At 46.9% G+C, this 21125-nt stretch carries 17 protein-coding genes and 1 riboswitch; of the genes, 8 read left to right on the forward strand and 9 right to left on the reverse strand.

Features of this window, described 5'->3' with window-relative positions; genetic code table 11:
- Positions 1–15: 15 nt before the first annotated feature.
- Positions 16–2691, reverse strand: a complete 2676-nt coding sequence (locus AB3489_RS12830; protein WP_368293209.1) for a valine--tRNA ligase — start codon at positions 2689–2691, stop codon at positions 16–18.
- A 227-nt stretch (positions 2692–2918) separates the two neighbouring features.
- Between AB3489_RS12830 and AB3489_RS12835 the strand changes: the two genes are divergently transcribed.
- Positions 2919–3065 (forward strand): hypothetical protein, encoded by a 147-nt coding sequence (locus AB3489_RS12835; protein WP_368293210.1) that lies wholly within the window; start codon positions 2919–2921, stop codon positions 3063–3065.
- A gap of 238 nt (positions 3066–3303) precedes the next feature.
- Entirely contained in the window at positions 3304–5103 is a 1800-nt protein-coding gene (locus AB3489_RS12840) for a ribonuclease J (protein WP_025206126.1), read from the forward strand.
- Positions 5104–5226: 123 nt separating this feature from the next.
- Here the strand turns inward: AB3489_RS12840 and AB3489_RS12845 are convergent, their stop codons facing one another.
- The 8 genes from AB3489_RS12845 to lonB all read right to left on the reverse strand — a co-directional run bounded on the left by AB3489_RS12845 (position 5227) and on the right by lonB (position 15042).
- Complete coding sequence (locus tag AB3489_RS12845; RefSeq protein WP_019224778.1) at positions 5227–5574, reverse strand: EamA family transporter; 348 nt, start codon at positions 5572–5574, stop codon at positions 5227–5229.
- 4 nt (positions 5575–5578) lie between these two features.
- On the reverse strand, positions 5579–6310 hold the full coding sequence (locus tag AB3489_RS12850) for a glycosyltransferase family 2 protein (protein WP_368293211.1): 732 nt from the start codon (positions 6308–6310) through the stop codon (positions 5579–5581).
- A gap of 67 nt (positions 6311–6377) precedes the next feature.
- Positions 6378–7901: an ArnT family glycosyltransferase gene (locus AB3489_RS12855; protein WP_368293212.1), complete on the reverse strand. Its 1524-nt coding sequence runs from the start codon at positions 7899–7901 to the stop codon at positions 6378–6380.
- Between the two features lie 218 nt (positions 7902–8119).
- Positions 8120–8716 carry a hypothetical protein gene (locus tag AB3489_RS12860; protein ID WP_368293213.1) on the reverse strand — a complete coding sequence of 199 codons (597 nt, stop codon included), beginning with the start codon at positions 8714–8716 and terminating at the stop codon, positions 8120–8122.
- Positions 8717–8833: 117 nt separating this feature from the next.
- Positions 8834–9823 (reverse strand): sodium:calcium antiporter, encoded by a 990-nt coding sequence (locus tag AB3489_RS12865; protein WP_368293214.1) that lies wholly within the window; start codon positions 9821–9823, stop codon positions 8834–8836.
- A gap of 159 nt (positions 9824–9982) precedes the next feature.
- Entirely contained in the window at positions 9983–10594 is a 612-nt protein-coding gene (gene yihA, locus AB3489_RS12870) for a ribosome biogenesis GTP-binding protein YihA/YsxC (protein ID WP_368293215.1), read from the reverse strand.
- 279 nt (positions 10595–10873) lie between these two features.
- The gene (lon, locus tag AB3489_RS12875) at positions 10874–13258 is read right to left on the reverse strand and encodes an endopeptidase La (protein ID WP_368293216.1); all 2385 of its coding nucleotides are present in this window, start codon (positions 13256–13258) and stop codon (positions 10874–10876) included.
- Positions 13259–13296: 38 nt separating this feature from the next.
- Complete coding sequence (gene lonB / locus AB3489_RS12880) at positions 13297–15042, reverse strand: ATP-dependent protease LonB (RefSeq protein WP_368293217.1); 1746 nt, start codon at positions 15040–15042, stop codon at positions 13297–13299.
- A gap of 199 nt (positions 15043–15241) precedes the next feature.
- On the opposite strand from lonB, the gene AB3489_RS12885 reads away from it, so the two are divergent.
- The 6 genes from AB3489_RS12885 (at position 15242) to AB3489_RS12910 (ending at position 21081) form a co-directional block, all read left to right on the forward strand.
- Positions 15242–16105: an SPFH domain-containing protein gene (locus AB3489_RS12885; protein ID WP_368293218.1), complete on the forward strand. Its 864-nt coding sequence runs from the start codon at positions 15242–15244 to the stop codon at positions 16103–16105.
- A gap of 23 nt (positions 16106–16128) precedes the next feature.
- Positions 16129–16293, forward strand: coding sequence for a toxin-antitoxin system HicB family antitoxin (locus AB3489_RS12890; RefSeq protein WP_368293219.1), 165 nt, complete (start codon positions 16129–16131; stop codon positions 16291–16293).
- Between the two features lie 45 nt (positions 16294–16338).
- Positions 16339–16515: riboswitch (cobalamin riboswitch) on the forward strand.
- A gap of 117 nt (positions 16516–16632) precedes the next feature.
- Complete coding sequence (locus AB3489_RS12895; protein WP_368293220.1) at positions 16633–17550, forward strand: ABC transporter substrate-binding protein; 918 nt, start codon at positions 16633–16635, stop codon at positions 17548–17550.
- 14 nt (positions 17551–17564) lie between these two features.
- A complete protein-coding gene (locus tag AB3489_RS12900) occupies positions 17565–18614 on the forward strand; it encodes a FecCD family ABC transporter permease (RefSeq protein ID WP_368293221.1) in 1050 nt (349 codons plus the stop codon).
- Positions 18615–19886: a heme ABC transporter ATP-binding protein gene (locus tag AB3489_RS12905; protein WP_368293222.1), complete on the forward strand. Its 1272-nt coding sequence runs from the start codon at positions 18615–18617 to the stop codon at positions 19884–19886.
- Position 19887: 1 nt separating this feature from the next.
- Positions 19888–21081, forward strand: coding sequence for an adenosylcobinamide amidohydrolase (locus tag AB3489_RS12910; RefSeq protein WP_368293223.1), 1194 nt, complete (start codon positions 19888–19890; stop codon positions 21079–21081).
- Positions 21082–21125: the final 44 nt, after the last annotated feature.

The following is a 21125-nucleotide window of genomic DNA, read 5'->3' on the forward strand; positions in this document are numbered from 1 at the left end:
TAATCCTTTGCAGATTTATTCAAGCTCTTCGCTTAAATCGGATAATCTGAGTTTTAGAGAACGCATTCTGACCATGATATCATCCAGTTTCTCTTTTTCGTTTTGAACGACCACTTCCGGCGCTTTCGAGGTAAACCCTGGATTGCCGAGCTTGTCTTCCAGCCTTTTCTGTTCCTTGATCATATTTTCGATTTCCTTGCGGACCTTGGCCACTTCTTTGTCCAAATCAAGCAGCCCTTTCAGTGGTATATAAACGGTAACACCAGTAAGAACCGTACTGGCGGACTGCGGCGGCTTATTCTCCATCTGCTGTAAAATTGTGATGTTTTCCGCAACTGCAAGCTGCCGGATATCCGCAAGACCGCTTTGTAGAACCGAGAGCATATCTTTTTCGGGAGCTACGAGCAGGATATCTGCCCTGCGGCCCGGAGCGACACCCATCTCCGCCCGGATATTGCGCACTGCCCGGATAATATCCATCAGAACATTCATATCTTTTTCAACCTGCTCGTTGCGATATCCTTCAACCTGCGGCCAGGAGCTGAGCATAATCGTCCTTCCTTTGATGGGCAGATGCTGCCATATCTCCTCAGTTAAGAACGGCATAAACGGGTGAATCAGTCTCATTGTACCTTCCAGCACTTCAAAGAGAATGCGCTGGGCGGTCTGGCGTTCAGACTGGTTTTCTTTCATATAAAGTCGTTTTTTAGTCAGCTCGATGTACCAGTCACAATATTCATTCCAGATAAATTCATAGAGCAGTCTGCCGGCTTCCCCAAGGTCAAAGCGCTCTAAAGCAGCCGTGACATTCTGAACCGTATCTTCATAGCGTGACAGGATCCATTTGTCTGCCAGGGTAAGCTCAGCAACGTACGGTCCGGCAGGCTGTTCCTTAGCTTCCGATTGATAGTCCTCCAGATTCATCAGCACAAAGCGGGAGGCATTCCAGATTTTATTCAAAAAGTTTCTGGTGGACTCTAATTTTTCGAAATGGAATCTCAGATCATTACCCGGGGTGTTGCCGGTGATCAGCATAAACCTCAGGGTGTCCGCGCCATATTGATTAATGACTTCGATCGGGTCGACACCGTTGCCAAGTGATTTACTCATCTTGCGCCCCTGCGGGTCAAGAATCAACCCGTGAATCATCACCTTGTGAAACGGAACATCTTCCCGGAATTCCAGTCCCATAAAAATCATCCGGGCTACCCAGAAGAAAATAATATCCCTGCCGGTAACCAGAACACTCGTCGGATAAAACTGTTTCAGTTCAGCGGTATTTTCGGGCCATCCCATGGTTGAGAATGGCCAGAGTGCTGAAGAAAACCACGTATCCAGAACATCGGGATCCTGCTGCAGGTGATGGCTTCCGCATTTCGGACATGCCGTCGGATCCTCTTTCACGCAAATTTCAGCTCCGCAATCCTGACAATACCAAACCGGAATACGATGACCCCACCAGAGCTGCCGCGATATACACCAATCCCGAATATTTTCCAGCCAGCCTGTATAGATCCTGGCAAAACGGTCGGGCACAAACTGTAGATCGCCATCCTGCACGACTTTAATCGCCGGTTCTGCCAAAGGTTGCATCTTCACAAACCACTGCCTGCTGACTCGAGGTTCAACCACTGTGGAACAGCGGTAACACTCCCCCACTGCATGGGTATGCGGTTCTATCTTAACCAAAAGGCCAAGCTCTTCTAGATCTTTGACAATCCGGCGGCGTGCTTCGTAACGATCCAGTCCCTGGTATTTGCCGCCATTTTCGTTGATGGTGGCATCGCTGTTCATGATATTAATCTGCTCCAGATTATGGCGGAGCCCCATCTCAAAGTCATTTGGGTCATGCGCAGGCGTAATTTTGACCGCGCCGGTGCCAAATTCCTTCTCGACATATTCATCGGTAATCACCGGAATCTCTCTTTTCACTAAAGGAAGGATCACATTCTTTCCTGCAAGATGCCGGTACCGTTCATCCTCAGGGTGAACGGCAACCGCCACGTCTCCGAGCATCGTTTCCGGACGGGTCGTCGCCACAACAACGCCTTCTCCGCCATCCGCTGCCGGATAACGGATATGCCACAGGTTTCCTTCCCGTTCATTATGCTCGACTTCAATATCCGAAATGGTCGTATGGCACTTGGAGCACCAGTTAACAATATAGTTCCCTCTATAAATCAGTCCTTTGTTGTAAAGGTTGACAAAGACTTCTCTTACAGCCTTGGAACATCCTTCGTCCATGGTAAACCGTTCCCGTGACCAATCACAGGAAGCACCTAGTTTGCGCAGCTGACGGGTAATTGTACCGCCATACTGTTCCTTCCAGGCCCAGACTCTTTCCAGAAATTTCTCTCTTCCAAGTTCGTGTCTGTTCGTTCCTTCTTTGGCCAGCTGTTCCTCAACTTTGGCCTGGGTGGCAATGCCCGCGTGGTCTGTCCCGGGAAGCCATAACGTATTATATCCCTGCATTCTTTTATAACGGGCCAGAATATCCTGCAGCGTGTTATCCATCGCGTGTCCGAGATGCAAAGACCCGGTTACGTTCGGCGGCGGCATCACAATGCTGAAAGGTTTCTGCTCCGGTTCAACTTTTGGCGTAAAAAATCCGTTCTGTTCCCAATACTGATACCATTTTTCCTCTACCTGGCCAGGATCATATATTTTGGCCATCTGTTGATCCTCACTCATAAAAAGGCTCCTTTCGAACCAAAAAAATCTTCCGGCCCAAAGGACGAAAGACTCACATAACATACTTCATACCGGAATAGTATACGATTGTACAGTTCCAGCCGGCAATGAATCGGGAAATCTTTCAGCCCCTCTGCCAATTCCACTCTAAATTCTATACTGCAATTCTATGCCGCCGCCAACAACAAAAGGTTTGGTGACAGCCAAGTTTCCTTTAGTATGTCAGAATGAATACTTACTTTCTGTTACATCTAAGTGCAGCTAATGCTGCCGACAACCACGGATGGCTTAGTGTCGTGATGCCGAGGATGGCAAGAAGTGACCACCAAAGACTTGGTGCCGGCGAAGTTTTCTTTATTATACTGAGGCAGTAAAAAAAAGTCAAAAGGTTTTAAGTAAAGGATCCCATTCAAATTCGTATTAGCTGAAAGGTTTCCCAGGCAATGTTTGTTTAAAAACACAAATACGTGATATAATAATAATTAATGTGCCTCAGAACGGCTAATAAAAAATTGCTGAAATATGCTTAAACACCGGGGCGTTTGGGTTTAACCGTATTTTGGCTTGTTTTCTGCTTGTTTGACACAACACAAAATATGGAGGTAAAAGTTTTTGACAAAAGAGAACAAACTGCAAATTATTCCCCTCGGAGGTCTCGGGGAAATCGGCAAGAACATGACCGTCATCCGGTATAATAATAAAATTGTCCTGGTTGATGCGGGTCTGACATTTCCAAATGAAGACCTCTTAGGTATTGACATCGTGATTCCGGACTATACATATTTGGTTGAGAACCAGGCAATGGTTGCAGGGATACTCATTACCCATGGCCATGAAGATCATATTGGGGCTCTCCCTTATCTATTGAAGGATCTTAATGTCCCTGTTTATGGGACACGCCTTACAATTGGCCTGATTCAGTCCAAGCTGAAGGAAGCAAATATTACGAAAGCGACACTCAACGTCATTCATCCGAATGACACGGTCCGGCTCGGCGCTTTCCGGGTTGAATTCATCAACATCAGCCACAGTATTCCGGGCTCTGTCGGCCTGGCAATCCATACACCGATTGGCACCATTGTCCATACTGGAGACTTTAAGCTCGACCATACGCCTGTCAGCGGCGATGTCCTGGATATACACAAATTTACCGAATTAGGGGAACACGGCGTTCTGTGCCTGATGTCCGACAGCACGAATGTCGACCGTCCTGGCTTTACCATGTCCGAGCGGTCTGTCGGCCAAAATATTGATGAAGCCTTTTTCCACGCCGAAGGACGGATTATCTTTGCTAGTTTTGCTTCAAATATCAACAGGCTGCAGCAGGCGATTTCCGCTGCCGTCAAATGCCAACGCAAAGTTGCTGCGATCGGACGAAGCATGGTCAATGTCATTAATATTGCGATGGATCTGGGTTATCTTGATATACCGGAGGGAACCCTGATTGAGGTAGACAAGGCAATGGATTATCCCGGCAACCAGCTCTGCATCCTGACCACAGGCAGCCAGGGGGAACCGATGTCAGCCTTAAGCAGAATAGCCAGCGGCGACCACCGCCAGATCTCAATCAGTGAGAACGACACGGTCATTATTTCGGCCAGCGCGATTCCTGGTAATGAGAAAGCCATTTCCCGCAATATCGACCAACTGCTCAAACTCGGTGCGCATGTCATCTATGAGCAGATTTCAGGAATGCACGTTTCGGGGCATGCCAGCGAAGAAGAACTTAAACTAATGTTCAGCATGGTGAAACCGAAATACTTCCTTCCTGTGCATGGTGAGTACCGCATGCTTGTCAAGCACGCAGAACTCGCGCAGCAGGTCGGCATCCCTAAAGAAAATATCTTTATTGCCGAAAACGGCAGTGTTCTGGAATTTACGGACGAGGGCGCTAAAATGGCCGAAAGTATTCCAGCAGGCAGAGTTCTGATCGATGGTTTCGGGATTGGTGATGTCGGCAATATTGTACTGCGTGACCGTAAACAGTTATCGCAGGATGGAATATTGATTGCTGTTCTGACTGTCAGCCGTCCGACCGGTGCATTGGTTGCAGGACCTGATGTCGTGACCCGCGGGTTTATTTATGTGCGGGAGTCGGAAGAAATTATCAGCGAAGTCAGGTACCTGATCCGAGAGGCTATGCAGGAATGCCAGCAAAAGGGTATTAACCAATGGGCACCAATTAAAAACAAGGTCAAAGATATCGTTGGAAAACACCTCTATCAGAGAACCGGCAGACGTCCAATGATTCTGGTCATCATTCAGGAAGTAAACAGCGAAGCAATCAAGGACGCAAACAAGAAAGACACTGCTGCCAGAGAAGCAACCAACAAACCGCCCAACTACAAGGAAATGGCCGTAAAAGCGCGTCCGAAAAGAACAATGAAGCCTAAGATTCAAGCCCCAACATGATATTCCTTTTAAAAAAAGATTTAGAAAACGAATAGATTTAACACATCAGACAATAAAAAGATTACCTGAGTCCGTTCAATGGACTCAGGTAATCTTTTTATCAGAAATTCTTTAAGCGGGACATTACTTCATGTTTAGTACGATGACCCCTGCCACAATCAATAAAGTCCCGCCGACCTTGGCGGCTGAAACCTGTTCCTGAAGAAAGAAAAAGGAAAGCAGCATCACCAGGATATAGCCCAGACTGACCATTGGATAAGCAATACTGAGTTCCAGCTTTCTCAGGACAAATATCCACATCAGCATGCTGAAAACAAAACAGCTTACAGCAAAGACCATCTTCAGGCTGATCATCGAATAAATAAGGTTCCAGATTCCGCTGGCCGGCCGAAGTTCCCCTGCCGCCAGCTTAAGAACAAACTGCCCGGTCGATCCCAAAGCAATGGAAATCAAGGCCAGCAAATAAATCATCCGTTTATCTCACCTTAGCCAGCAGCGCAAAGTAACCTCTTACTGTCTTTGACACCTGCATTTTGCTGGCCCCTTCTTTCTGTTGATAATGAAGAATAAGCGGTACCTCCCCGGCTTTAACCCCCATCCTGCTGAATTTAGCAGCGATCTCAGCCATGCAGTCAAATCCGTTGGTCGTAATCAGCTCTTTCCAGCGTTCCTGCGCCTTTCTGATTATTCTCACCCGGTATGCCCTGTAGCCAGATGAGTAGTCATTAAGGTTTCTGATGCGGAAAAACAATTTAAAGAAACACCTGGCACCCCGGCTGAATAACTTTCGTAAGGTTTTCAGCCCAATTTCATATCCTCCCGAAGTAAATCTGGAGGCCACAACCAAGTCAAGATCCCGACTGTTCAGCGTTTCAATCATGCTCTCAATCAGCAAAGGGCTGTGGGTATTGTCGGCATCCATGGTAACCAGGACATCGTCATCCTTCAGGTTTTCCAGCGCATAACGCAAAATTGTTTTGACGGCTTCTCCGAGGCCCTTGTTTCCGTGGTGCCTGACCAGCGTTACATAACCATGATCCTGGGCGTAAGTGCTTACAATTTTTGCAGTATTATCGTTGCTGCCGTCATCCACCAGCAGGACCTGAATATTATACCGGCTGACCTCTCGGTAGGATGCAATGCTGTTAAATAAATGAGTAATCCCGGCTGCTTCGTTATAGGCGGGTAGGCCAATCAGAACCTTCATATCATTTGCCCCCTCCAGGCAGTATTGCCAAAAGATAAATGTACGTTTGCGGATAAGTAATCACCGCTCACTTTAGTACATAAATTGGGTAACCCTGTACGACCTCGAGCTTCGGATATTCTCCTTCAATATAGCTCAACAGCTTCTCATCCTGATCCCCATATATTTTCCCCTGAATTGGCACAAAATATTTGGCTCCTCTTGCAATATAATCATCCAGTTCCTGAATAGGATCTTTGGGTGTTGCAGCATACAGCCTAAGATTGTACCGCCAACCTCTTCTGTCCGTTAAGTCCAGCAGACACGGATCCAGAGAACCGACCACAAGGAGATCGTCCTGAACCGTCAGCTGCTTTACTACGTTTACTTGTTGCGCCATCACCGTGTTGATGGTGAACATCGGTTTAACCAGGTCATAACTTTCCTTCATTAAGAGCAGTACCAATACCACTCCTGCAATTTTTCCAACTGGACCCGCGGCCGCCCTGGCCAAAAGATTACCGGCCAGCAAACAGCACGGTACCATCAAAAATATTAGGTAATAAAATGCCCGGATCCCGCTTACAATCAAGATTGCCTCGAAAATCATAGCGATAAACCAGACCAAAAATACTTTTTGCTTTCCCCTCAAAAAAAATATTCCTGCGAGGCAAAGAAGCAACCCGCTTATGCCAAGGGCCCTCGGCAAATTTACCGTGTAAAAGTCAAGTGCTTCCGGACTGTAAAAGGTGGTAACCGCTTGCTTAAAAATAATATTACGGGTAATGCCCAGCGTAAATTTATACTCCGCAGCGGTAGTACTGAAATAGTAATAGCAGGCTGGAAGCGCTGCCGTAATGAAGCCGTATATCCAAAAAACACGCATTTTCAGCCATTTCCGCCCATAATACTTAAAACAGAGATATATCATGGGTATTCCAATAAAAATCACAGGTGGTTTGGTCATGATTGCCAGAGCTAAAAAAAATGAGCTTAAAATAAGCAAACCGTATTTGCTTATCAGATCGCTATACCCGTGATCATTTACATCACCATTCCTATTATTTCCGTGATTCTGATGATCGTTTCTTTGATGCTCCCTGCAATTATTTTGCTTGATAATCCATCGGTTAAAATAGTAAAATCCTCCGATCCAGAACATCAGGGCTGCGGACTCCGGCATAATCGCCCGGGAATAATACAGATTAATCGGTAGGACCCCATAAATCAGGAGACTGTAAGCTGCTCCATTCCACCCCAGATACAGGCGTGCCAGCAGATACAGGTACAGGGCTGAGATCAAAAAAAAAGCAATCGGAACAGCCCTTGCCAGAAAATAATGATAGCCGAATACTTTGTACAGGATCGCGATCAGATAGGTCGTAACTTGAATTTCCAACGCCGGAATATTTGGAAACGGCCCGTCGTAGTTCAAATTGGGGTGAAACGGATGAAAGTCATAACCTGCGAAATTCCTGGCGATTGATGCTGTGTCAGCCTGCCGCCAGCTCTCCTCAATTTCAACAGGACCGACATTTATGTGATAGAGCCTGAGCAGAAGAATAAAAGTCAATAAGAAAAATAGGAGGATTTTTTCTCTTTTCGTCATCATTGTCACTGGCACCCCTGTTTTCAGCTATCCAATTGCTTTCATTTCTTACTCTGTCCGCCGCGGCACTCATCATTCGGCTTAGCTTTTCCTGTATATGGATTACCTATACTAAAACTTCTTTCAATGAAGAAAAAACCTCTTCCCTCTTGCTCGTTCACCCTGAAACAATGCAAGTGGAAAAGAAGCTTAAATGAAGTCAACGCTTTTAGATTGTATAGTTACCGTCGCCGAAGCTGCCTCTTGGTTTCGACTTCCCACCAGTTGAAAGCTTCTTCTTCCTCCGTGAGTTTCGGTTTTTTGCTGCACAGTTCGTAGATCCGGGCCCTTTCCGCATTCGGGTCTTCACCGTACCAACTGGAATTTCTCCGAATCTCAGTTGTGGATTTCCGGTCTTCCTCTAACGGCCATTTAGATGGCCGCAGACTGTTTGGATGCGATATACTGTTTAGCCGTTCATAAGAGACAGGCTCGGAACCAAGAAAACCTGTACCGAGTACCCCTGCCAGCAATCCAAGACCTATTCCCTCGGAAATGATTTTGACGGCGCCAAGGCTTTCAATCGGAAAATAAAGAGCCAAAAGCAGTATGCCAACCACAGCATATCCCCCGGCAGCCAGTCCTGCAGGAAGCAGCCGGCCGGAGTCTCTGCTGGCTCGAAAACCGGCTACCAGGCAACTCAGCAAAAGACCAAAATCCACAAGATAGGCGATGATCTTTTCATCAATTCCAGTCAGCGTTGTGACCAGTACAGCCAGGAGGGTCAGAACCGTGACGAGCAGACCTATGGTAATGCCTTTTAGAATGCTTGTTCCCATAAAAAATCACCCGGTTTCATATATTATCCTATTATAATATATTAAAACCGGGATAACCTTTATTCATAGTTTTGGGAACATTTGTCTATTTTTTTCTGTGATATCTTCCGCTCGGAATTAAATCGCTCTTAGGGAAAGGAATAAGAAGACCGCATAGAATACCCCGCCAATCATCAGGATTGCAGGATAGAGGGTTTTTGTTTTGACGATGATGAAATACTGAAGGGATGCGGAGGCTAGGGCAAGCAGCGCACTGACCAGGGCCAGCGGTTCCAGAACCCAGGAGGTCAGCGAAATGCCAATTGCCGGAATGACCGAGCTCTGGAAGACCATTGCTCCGGTGATATTTCCCATGGCCAATGTGTCCTTACCACGACGCACCCAGAGAACACTGTTAAATTTCTCCGGCAGTTCAGTTGCAATCGGCGTAATGATAATTGCCAGGATGAACACAGGGACTCCGGCAGCCGTCGATACAGCCTGAACAGAATTAATGAACAGCTCCGCGCCTGCAATGATAATTGCAAGCGCAGCTATGATCTGAACAAATATGACAATCAGTCTAGGCTCCCCCCTGCGGGAAAAGTAGCACACAGGAAGTTCCTCTTCTAAATTCGCTTCACCATGGCTTGATTTAATTGTCCGGTAAACATAGGCACAATAAGCCCCCACAAGAACAATCACGATCAGCATTTTCAAAGAGTGTGTCGGTAAAAAAGAAGCAACGATTGCGAGTAAATAGACAATCAGAAAGAACTTTAGATCCCGCTCAATGACTTCCGGATGAATATACATCGGTCTGTTTGTTCTTCGGAAAATCAGCACAGCAATCCCTGTGACGAAAAAAGCAAGTGTTCCAAGCATAAACGGCGCTCCTAAAATTGCCCCTATTCCAATGTCGTGCCCGCTTGCACCACTGGAAGTTAGAATCGCGAGAATTGGAATCAATGTTTCAGGCAAAGCGGTTCCTACCGCGGCAAAGATACTGCCAACAGCCCCTTCACCCAGATTGAGCTTCCTGCCAAGCCACTCTATTCCGTTTGTAAACACTTCTGCACCGAGAAGAATAATACCCAGACTGACAACCAAAAAAATTATATCGATCATTTTTTCTCTCCCGTTTAGCTCAATAAACTATTTTTCTTAAACTATTACTTCAAAGCTATTAATGTTATTATTTTCCATATAATTCTTAAATTATTCTATGTTTTATTTTGCATTACTCTTCAAAATCTATTGCTCTTCTTCATCAATTATTCTTCCGGATCACTCTCCGGGCTTGTCTTCCGTATCGGGAAAAATAATATCATCCATGGCCTGATTCAATTCCTGAAGGCCGGTACCGTCCTCTGAAGAAAAAGGAATAATCGTCTTCCAGTCCGACATTTTGAAAGATTCCGCAATGATTTTGAGATATTTGGGTCGTTGTCCCCTCGCAATCTTATCTGCTTTTGTCGCTACCACCAGAACAGGTATGTTGTTGACCTTAAGCATTTCGATCATCAGCCTGTCTTCCTCGGTCGGCTGATGGCGGATATCAACCAGTTGAATGACGCCTTTCAAATTTTCACGCAGACGAAAGTACGTCTGCATCATCTTCCCCCACTGCATTCGGGTCTCCTGAGGCACTTTTGCATAGCCATAACCCGGTAAATCAACAAGATACCATTCATCATTAATATTAAAAAAATTGATCGTCTGCGTTTTGCCGGGCGTTTTGCCGACCTTGGCCAGTGCCTTTCGATTGACAAGTTTATTGATCAAAGAAGACTTTCCTACATTGGAACGGCCTGAGACAGCCAGCTCCGGCCTTGTTCCCTCAGGATACTGCTGCGGCTTCACTGCCGAAATCATAAATTCAGCTTTACGAAAAATCACACTATCACCTCAACGGAACATCGTGAGTACAATATCCCAATTATGTTATGTCCCAACGATGTCCTTAAACATCAACAGCTAATATTGTACTCCAAAATCGGGATAAATCCAAGGGAGACAAATACATCGGGAGACCGACTAAGCAGTTAGAAAACAAAGGAAAACACAGAGGGACGTTTTATTTGTTTCCTCTGAAACAAGATACTAAAACGCCCCTCTGTCTCCCGTCTGCCGGTATATAAGACTGAAACCTGTTTAGCAGCAGATTATTTGAGCTGCTTACAACGGCCTGCTTTCAGGCTGCGTAAAATCCGTGTTATAGACCGGCAGCTGCGGCAGGAATTCTTGTGATTTAGAAACCGGAAGAAGGGCTATATCCAGAACTTCCTCCATTCGTTTGACAAAACGGAATTCCAGTTCTTTCCTGATTTCTTCCGGAATTTCTTCCAGGTCCTTTAGGTTCTTTTCGGGAAGAATAATCGTTTTGATACCCGCCCTGTGTGCGGCCAGCACCTTTTCCTTCAGTCCGCCAATCGGCAGCACATTGCCGCGTAGGGTGATCTCTCCGGTCATCGCAACATCCTGACGGACAGCTCTGGAAGAAAGCGCCGAAGCCATTGCCGTCGCCATCGTGATGCCGGCGGACGGTCCGTCCTTCGGTACAGCTCCCTCCGGCACATGAATGTGCAAATCAAGCTGATCGTAAAAATCCTTGCTAATCCCTAAGCTCTCAGCCTGGGAACGGACAAATGTCAATCCTGCCTGCGCCGATTCTTTCATCACATCGCCGAGTTTTCCAGTCAGCGTCAGTCTTCCTTTGCCTGCCAGAGGCGTAGCTTCAATGGTCAGTACATCTCCTCCGACTTCAGTATAAGCCAGGCCGACGGCAGCGCCGATCTCCGGTTCGAAGCCCACTGTTCGGTAAAAATAGCGGGGGGCTCCGAGCAGGGTTTCAATATCTTCCGGTGTCAGCGTCCTCGGCTCCCATTCCTTTTTCACGACACGGACCGCTACTTTACGCAACACATTAGCAATTTCGCGTTCCAAATTCCTGACTCCGGATTCCCTGGTATAACCCCGGACAATCTTCAGGACGCAGGCGCTATCCATCCGGACAACAATCTCTTTCAACCCATGCACTTTCATCTGTTTCGGTACGAGGTGCCGAACCGCAATATTGACTTTTTCATCTTCGGTATAGCCGCTTAAATGAATGACTTCCATCCTGTCCAGAAGCGGACGCGGGATATTTTCGATATAGTTGGCTGTCATGATAAACAGCACTTTGGAAAGATCAAATGGAACCTCCAGATAGTGGTCCGCATAGGAATGGTTCTGCTCCGGATCAAGCACTTCAAGCATGGCAGAAGCAGGATCCCCGCGAAAGTCTGAAGACATTTTATCAATTTCATCAAATAGGAAGACCGGATTTTTCGTTTCCGCCTTGCGTATCCCCTGGATCACCCTGCCGGGTAATGCGCCGATATACGTCCGGCGGTGACCTCTGATCTCCGCCTCATCGCGAACGCCGCCCAAGGACATTCTGACGAACTTGCGGTCCAGAGACCTCGCAATGGATTTCGCGAGTGAGGTTTTACCTACTCCGGGCGGTCCGATAAAGCAAAGTATCGGGCTGCGCATATTTGGCGTGAGTTTACGGATAGAAAGATACTCCAGGATCCGCTCTTTGACTTTCTCCAGACCATAGTGGTCTTCTTCCAATATTTTTTCAGCCTTATGCATATCCCCTTTGTCCCTGCTCGCCTTATTCCAGGGGAGTGCGATGATCCAGTCAATATACGTCCGGACAACGGTTCCTTCAGCGGAAGCTGCAGCCATTTTTTCGAGGCGATCCAGTTCTTTCAAGGCCTTTTCCCTGGCCTCATCCGTCAGATTCGCCTTTTCGATCTTCTCTTTATATTCTTCAATTTCAGCCTGTTTTTCATCCTTGTCGCCCAGTTCTTTCTGGATCGCTTTAATCTGCTCCCGCAGGTAATATTCTTTCTGGGCCTTTTCCATCTGTTTTCGGACCCTGAGCCCAATGCGTCTTTCCAGCTCGAGAATCTCGATTTCACGCATGATCAGTTCGGTGAGCTTTTCCAGACGTTCGCTTACATCAATCGCGCCAAGAACCACCTGTTTATCCTCTATCTTTAAATTCAGGTGGGAAGCCACCAAATCAGCCATCCGACCGGGCTCTTTTACAGCAAGCACCGATCCAATCGCTTCGGGGGATACTTTTTTGCTGAGACGCGCATATTCCTCAAACTGGTGGGTCAGACTTCTGGTCATATTCTCCAATTCGGGGGTCATACGCTCATTACCGGAGAATCTTTCTACCTGCGCTTTAAAGAAAGGATCTTCCGCCAAAAATTCTTTGACCTCGGCACGGCAGATCCCCTCGACGAGAACGCGCATTGTCCCGCCGGGAAGTCTCAAAAGCTGTTTAATATCGACAATTGTGCCAACTGTATACAGATCATCAATCGTCGGACTGTCTATTTCCATTTCCTTTTGCGATAGTAGAAGAATCTGGCGATCCAAGAGCATTGCTTCCTCAATAGCTGCCATGGATCTTTCCCTGCCAACATCAAGGTGAATCACCATATAGGGAAAGACAAGGATTCCTCTAAGCGGAAGGATCGGTATCTCTCTTTCTTGCATAATTTATCTCCCCTCAAAAGACTTGCCAGTGCTATATTTTAACACGGTTTACCTTGTTCATGCAAATTGCCGGATGGAATTTTTATCCTTTTCAGCACTTTATTCAGCGACACCTCCTTTTCCGACAAATCCACTTCGACCATGTCGGTGATCGGCAGAACAGGTTGCAGTACTGCATTCAATATCTCATCGAGCGTTTCCACCGGAATGATCTGGATGTCCTTTTCCCAGTGAGCAAACCTGGCCTGCCAGTTTTCCTGCGGAATAAATACTTTTTTACACCCTGACTGGACGGCTGCCTCAATTTTGGCACTGATCCCGCCAACAGGTTTTACTCTGCCCCGGATCGATAACTCCCCGGTCATAGCTGCGGTATTGTCTACCTTGCATTTCTTAATTGCTGAATACACCGCGGTCGCCATTGCTGTCCCTGCAGACGGACCATCCATTGGAACTCCCCCGGGGAAATTGACATGGATATCGTAATGACGCGGTTCAATCCTATGCTCCCGGCAAAGCACGGTCAGAACATTTTCCAGCGAGGAGCGCGCCATACTTTTCCGGCGCGTTTTTTTACCCTCATAACCTGATTCTTCCTCTTCAACAATTCCGGTTACATAGAGCTCTCCCTTACGGTTCCTTACCGGGTAGGCTGTGACCTCGATTTCCAGGAGCATGCCAAGGTTTGCTCCGTAGATTGCTAGGCCATTGACCAATCCTATCTGGGGGAAAGGCGGAATTTTTTTCTCCGGTCTTGGCGTGTATTGTCCGGTTGTAACCACCCATTCGATATTCTCCTCATCGATACAGCGATGGCCTTCATTTTGAACGACTCCGGCCGCCAGCTGCACGATATTGACAGCTTCTCTGCCGTTCGTGGCGTATTTTTTAAGAACTTCCAATGCTTTGTCTGTGATCTCTATATCAATTTTTTCGGCAGCATTTTTGGCGATGACTGCAATTTCTTCCGGCTGAAGCGCCCTGAAGAAAATTTCCATACAGCGTGAGCGTACTGCCGCCGGTATTTCCTCCGGCCTTCTGGTCGTCGCACCGATCATTCTAAAATCTGCCGGCAAGCCGTTTTGGAAAATATCGTGGATGTGCTCAGGGACATTGCTATCCTCAGAGCTGTAGTACGAGCTTTCCAAAATAACCTTGCGGTCCTCCATTACTTTAAGCAGTTTATTAATTTGGATAGTGTGAAGTTCACCAATTTCATCAATAAAAAGAATCCCACCGTGGGCTTTGGTGACTGCACCCATCTTAGGCTGCGGTATTCCCGCCATCCCCATGGCGCCAGCTCCCTGATAAATCGGATCATGGACAGAACCAATCAGCGGGTCAGCGATCCCTCTCTCATCGAATCTAGCCGTCGTACCGTCAATTTCAATAAATTTTGCCTCACTTTTAAACGGTGAGAGCGAATTTTTCATAGCTTCTTGAAGGACAAGCCTAGCTGCGGCTGTTTTACCAACGCCCGGAGGCCCGTACAGCAGGACATGCTGGGGATTCGGCCCGCACAAAGCAGCCCGAAGTGCTTTCACGCCTTCTTTTTGTCCAATGATCTCCGCAAAGACTTCCGGTCTGGTCTTTTCCGACAGCGGGATCGTCAAAGATATTTTACGCATTCTTTGCAGCTTTTCTTTTTGTTTCACGGACTCCTTCTCCACAGCAGATCTCGTCGAGTACTGCTGCCTTAACATCGTCCAGAAATAAATTCCGACAACCAATACAAAAGCCAGCTGAATCATCGCCAGTAGTGACCCAAACCCTAAACCTTCCATTCCTGTACCTCCTGCTCAAGACTCTCTATGTAGTATTTACCAGATCGGAAGATTCAAAACATATTGCCAAAGTCACCCGCGGAACCAGTTGCATTAATCATATTAAAGTGATATCATTATTATATCAATTAAATGTTTGATCCAGTTGGTTGGTCCAGTTCGATCGACTGGATTTTTCTCCAAGAAAGGATGATAAACTATGATCGAAAAAAAAGTATGGAAAATTAACGGGTTCTTAGGCATTCTCATTTTTTTAGCCCTTTTGGCTGCTGCAACATTTAATATTGTCGCCTCAGTCCAAGAAACAGGATTCACGAATATCGTCCTGGCAGTGATTCTGCTTCTTCTGGCACTGATTGTCTCAACCGGCATCCAGATTGTCCAGCCAAATCAAGCCAAAGTACTGACCTTCTTCGGCAGCTATATCGGCAGCATTCGCGAACCTGGCATCTGGATGACGGTTCCGTTCGTTGCCGCAAAAAAGATTTCTCTAAAAGTCCGCAACTTCAACAGTGAGCGTTTGAAAGTCAATGATGTCGACGGTAATCCGATTGAAATTGCTGCGGTTGTCGTCATCAAAGTGGTTGACTCGGCTAAAGCTGTATTTGATGTTGACAATTATGAACAGTTTGTAGAAATCCAAAGTGAGACAGCATTGCGCCATGTTGCAACCAAATATCCTTATGACAATTATGAAGAAGGTGACGTTTCCTTAAGGGGCAACACCGAGGAAGTAGCCGAAGAGATTGCGAAGGAACTTCAGGAACGCCTTACACTTGCCGGCGTGGAAGTAATTGAAGCCCGCCTGACCCACCTGGCCTATGCCACCGAGATTGCGAGCGCCATGCTTCAGAGGCAACAGGCCAACGCAATCCTGGCCGCCCGTCAGAAAATTGTGGAAGGTGCTGTCGGAATGGCCCAGATGGCCATTCAGCAGTTGGAAAACAGCGGGACAATTGAACTTGACGACGAACGCAAGATGGCAATGATCAACAATCTACTTGTGGCAATTGTCTCCGACCGTTCAGCTCAGCCAGTACTCAATACCGGCACCCTGTATTAAAAAGCGTCGGCAGGAGCAGGATAATGGCAGACAAGAAGAACTTTCCGCTGCGTATCGATCCAAAGCTATTCAGCATTATTGAAGAATGGGCGTCCGACGAATTCCGGAGCGTCAACGCTCACATTGAATATCTCCTGCGGGAAAGCGTCCGAAAAGCCGGAAGGGTTCCTAAAAAAAATTCAGATTGACAAAAAGTTTCTTCTATGCAATATTGTTAGCGTAGGGAAATGAGAAATGAATGATTAATCCCAGGTGCCTCAGGATGAGGAGAATAGGGAAGACCGGGAAACCGGCGCGGACCCACCACTGTATGCGGAGACGAATTCCGAATGCCACTGGATATGATCTGGGAAGGCCGGGAGGAGAATGACCCGTAAGCCAGGAGACCTGCCTAGGATTGGGAAGATGATGTAATGGTAAGAACACTTCCTTCAATGATTAAACGACTTAGAATGGGAAAGTCTCTTAGAATATAAGAGACTTTTATTTTGTTTATTAAAAAGAATCGAAACAAAGGAGAAATGATTATGAAGAAGAAACCAACTGCACTACTGCTGATTCTGCTCCTGGTGCTTACCCTGGCCCTTGGACTGGCCACAGGCTGCTCAGCGCAAAATGAGCAAGCCTTGAAGGGAAAAACGTTTACAGACACGATGGGCAGACAGATCACCCTTGACGCCTACCCCCAGAAAATTATTTCTTTAGCCCCTGCTATTACTGAAATACTTTTTGCCATTGGCCTTGATCAGGAAATTATCGGTGTAACCGATTACTGTGATTATCCCGAACAAGCGTTGACTAAAGAAAAAATGGGCGGGTTTAAGAACCCGAATCTGGAAACGATTGTCGCCGCCGAGCCCGATATGGTCTTTATTGCAGCCGGCGTGCAGGAAGATGTCATCAAGAAGCTTGAAGAGCTGAAGGTGACGGTTGTTGTACTCGATGCCGATACGATCGACCAGGTTATCAGCAATATCGAATTGGCCGGTTCTCTGACCGGTAAGGAAGCAGAAGCCAAGAAAGTCGCTGCAGATATGAGAACCAGAATGACAAATATAACCTCCAAACTCAAAGACGTCGCCAAGCCGACCGTGTTTGTGGAAATTTGGGACGATCCTCTAATGTCGGCCGGTTCAACCAGTTTTGTCAATAACCTTATCGAAGTTGCCGGAGGCGTCAATATTGCTGCCGGCAATACTGAAAAATTTTATAATTACAGCATGGAAAGTCTGCTCCAAGCCGATCCGGATTATTACATCATCAATACTCATGCCCATACCCCTGCGGATATCCAAAACAGGACCGGCTATGAAGTCTTAAGTGCGGTGAAAGATAACAAGGTATATGCTGTCGACGACAACCTGATCAGCCGCTCAGGCCCAAGAGTCATCGACGGTCTGGAGCAAATCGCAAAAATTATTCATCCTGAAGTTTTTGGAAATTAACGGTGCTATTGATCATGAATGTTTTAAACAACCGGAAAAGTTGGAAGTACCTGCTGATCTGCTTCACCTTGTTTTTGATTGCTGTGGGCATTTTTTGCACAACGGTCGGCTCAGCAGATATTTCGTTTAAAGAGAGCGCCGGAATTATCATGAGCAAAGTACCTTTATTGAATCACTGGTTTCATGCTGAAGACTATTCCCATGTCCATCAAACGATTATCTGGTCTCTGCGTGTTCCGAGGGTCATTCTGGCAGCTTTGGTTGGCGGAGCTCTGGGCGTCATCGGAGGCACCCTGCAGGGTTTTTTCAAAAACCCGATGGCCGATCCTTACGTAATGGGTGTATCCTCCGGAGCAGGTTTGGGTGCGACGGTCGCCATCATCACCGGAGCAGGCGGTTTCCTGGGCATGATCGAAATTCCTGTTTTCAGTTTTATCGGTGCTTTTCTGACAACCTGGATTGTCTACTCCCTAGCCAAAGTCGGGAAAAAAGTCGTTGTCACGACACTGCTGCTGGCAGGGGTCGCACTCAGTGCGTTCCTGTCAGCAGTCATGTCTTTCCTGATGGTTTTGAATACGGATGATATCGATAAAATTTATCTATGGCTCATGGGCAGTTTTGCCAACAAGAGCTGGGAGCATATCCAACTTGCCGCGCCGTTTATCCTTATTGGCGTAATTGTCTTATTCGCTTTAGCGAAGGAAATGAATGCGATGGTATTCGGCGACAGTACCGCCCAGCATCTTGGCATCAATCTTGGGAAACTGCAAATCATTCTGCTGATGGCCACCTCCCTGACAACAGCGGGAGCCGTGGCATCCTGCGGCTCCATTGGTTTTGTCGGACTGATCGTTCCGCATATTGTCAGGATTATGGTTGGTCCGGATCACCGGGTTCTGCTTCCACTCTCCTTTCTGGTGGGTGGGACCTTTTTGGTGATTACCGATACGATTGCCAGGACATGCCTGGGTTCACAGGAAATCCCTGTTGGTGTCATCACTGCGCTTTTTGGCGGACCCTTCTTCATCTATCTGCTGAAGAAAAAGAAAGAGAGAGTAATATAAGTGGATTCTTCAATCATTGCCAGCAACCTTACATTCACCTATGGCAGTAAAAATATTCTGGAAGACTTAAGTCTGGAAATCAGCAAGGGCAGCTTTGTGTCCATCATCGGCCCCAACGGGTCCGGCAAATCTACCCTGCTGAAAAATATTACCGCAGAAATTACTCCCCAAAAAGGAGTTGTCCTGCTCGATGATCAGGATATTTTTAAGATTAGGAAAAAAGATCTTGCCAAAACGATCGCAGTGGTCCCCCAGGATACCGGAGGGGATTTTGCTTTTTCTGTCATGGAGACGGTACTGATGGGCAGAATGCCCCATCAAAAGAGATTTGAGGGCGATTCTGAAAAGGATATGGAGATTGCTCAATGGGGGATGGAACTGACAAACGTTTGGCATCTGAGGGACCGTTCTGTGAACGAACTAAGCGGAGGCGAGCGGCAAAGAGTCATTGTGGCGAGAGCCTTAACTCAGGAACCCAAAGTGCTGCTGCTCGATGAACCCACCTCTCATTTAGATATCCAGCACCAATACGAATTACTGGAGCTTCTGGATCGTTTGAATAAAACCAAAGGCCTGACCGTGATTACTGTTTTGCACGACCTTAACCTTGCTGCCCAGTTCAGCCATAAAATCATTCTTCTCGATAAAGGCAGAATTGTGGCTTATGGCAGTCCTGTTGAAGTGTTGACAGCCCAGAAGATCCGGGATAGCTACCATATCGAAGTTGCGATTACTACGAATGAAATCACCGGACGCTTTAATATTATTCCGTTAAGTAAAAAAAAGGACCGGAGTGAGGCTGCCAGGGATATACGTATCCATTTACTCTGCGGTGGCGGAAGCGGTGTCTATCTGATGGAACAATTGGTTCAGGCCGGTTATCAGGTGAGCTGCGGCGTCCTGAACATTGGAGATTCGGACTGGAAAAAAGCCAAAGAGCTCGGCATTGCCGTTTCCGAAGAAGCTCCTTTTGCCCCCATCTCCGCCGAAGCCTTTAACATGAACGAAGAGCTTCTAAATGAAGCAGACCTGATCATTGTTTTGTCTGTCCCTTTCGGGTACGGGAACATCGTCAATTTAGAACAGGTTTCCGTGGCCTTACACCTTAAAAACAAAAAGGTAATGATTGTGGAAACTGAATCAGAACAGTGGGATTACACAGGAGATTTTACCGGTGGCAAAGCTAACAGCCTTCTTGCCGGCATGATGCAGCACGGCGCAGAGAAGTTCGGCAGTATCCGGGAACTATTAAGTAGGATCGGAGGAAAATGATTTGCTTCTGTGGACTTACGAAACAGGTGATACTGTTGAGCGCTATAAAGACAGTATCATTATTTCTTTCAAGGATGACCGCAAGGTCCTGAGTACCGCCCATTTAAACGGTGGTTACCGCGAAAACCTGAAATTTGTTTTTAACCACGATATTAATTCCGGGATGGGTTTGAGGTGTGACATCACTCCAGCCGTCTATGAGGAACATATGAAGCTGATTGCCGCGGAATTGGGTCTTGATCCTGAAGCCTCTGCAGGCCTTCTGACGGCTGCTGCCATGAATAATGCGGCTATTCGGACAGCAAGCTACGAAGATCTAACTGTCACCGCAGTGGTAACCGGCGGCATCGAAATGAACGGCGGCCGGATCTGTGATCCCGCTTTCTTCCATGAACGGCAGGGGGAAACGGTAACCATTCCGGCTGGAACGATTAATATTCTGCTGTATATCAATGCCGATCTTCCGGAAGAGACCCTGACCCGAGCACTTGTGACCTGTACAGAAGCCAAAACGGCTGCCCTGCAGGAGCTTATGGCCGGCAGCTGTTACTCCAGAGGCATCGCCACAGGATCAGGCACAGACGGGACGGTCATCATCTGCAACAGCAAGTCTGGCTCCCGGCTTTTCTATGCCGGCAAACACAGCAAATTGGGAGAACTGATCGGAATTACCGTCAAACAAGCTGTGAAGGAGGCTCTTTTCCTGCAGACCGGTCTTTGTCCGGAATACCAGTTCAGTCTGCTGAACCGCCTGAAAAGATTCGGTATCAATGAAGAAACCCTCTGGCAGGAATACCAGAAGGGTATCGGTGTCCTGTGTCAGGAATCTAAGTCTCGAGCGGGAGTTCCGAATCAAGCGGAATCGAGAAAACCAGGATCACTAGATAAGCAAAAGTTCCTGAACAGGTTAAAAAAGATAGAATGCGAAGAGGAACTTGTGATCCCGGCTACACTCTATGTCCATCTGATGGATCAATTGGACTGGCAGTTATTATCACCTGCTCAGGCTGCCTCCGAAGGGAAAATCATCATTGAACGTCTCAGGAGAAATTATGATTTACCGGATGATTTTTTACATGATTTTCTGAATGATTTCTTAATTTCCTACAGCTCCGTTTACGATGCCATAACGGCAATGTCCCATTGCTTTGCAGTGCTGACAGTAAGAATCATTGCTGCAGCGAAGTTCGACTAGAACAGTATCCTCAAATTGTTGTTTTTTCATTTTTGTATATTACA

This window comes from Dehalobacter sp. TBBPA1, from assembly GCF_040931655.1.
Classification (GTDB): Bacteria; Bacillota; Desulfitobacteriia; order Desulfitobacteriales; family Syntrophobotulaceae; genus Dehalobacter; species Dehalobacter restrictus.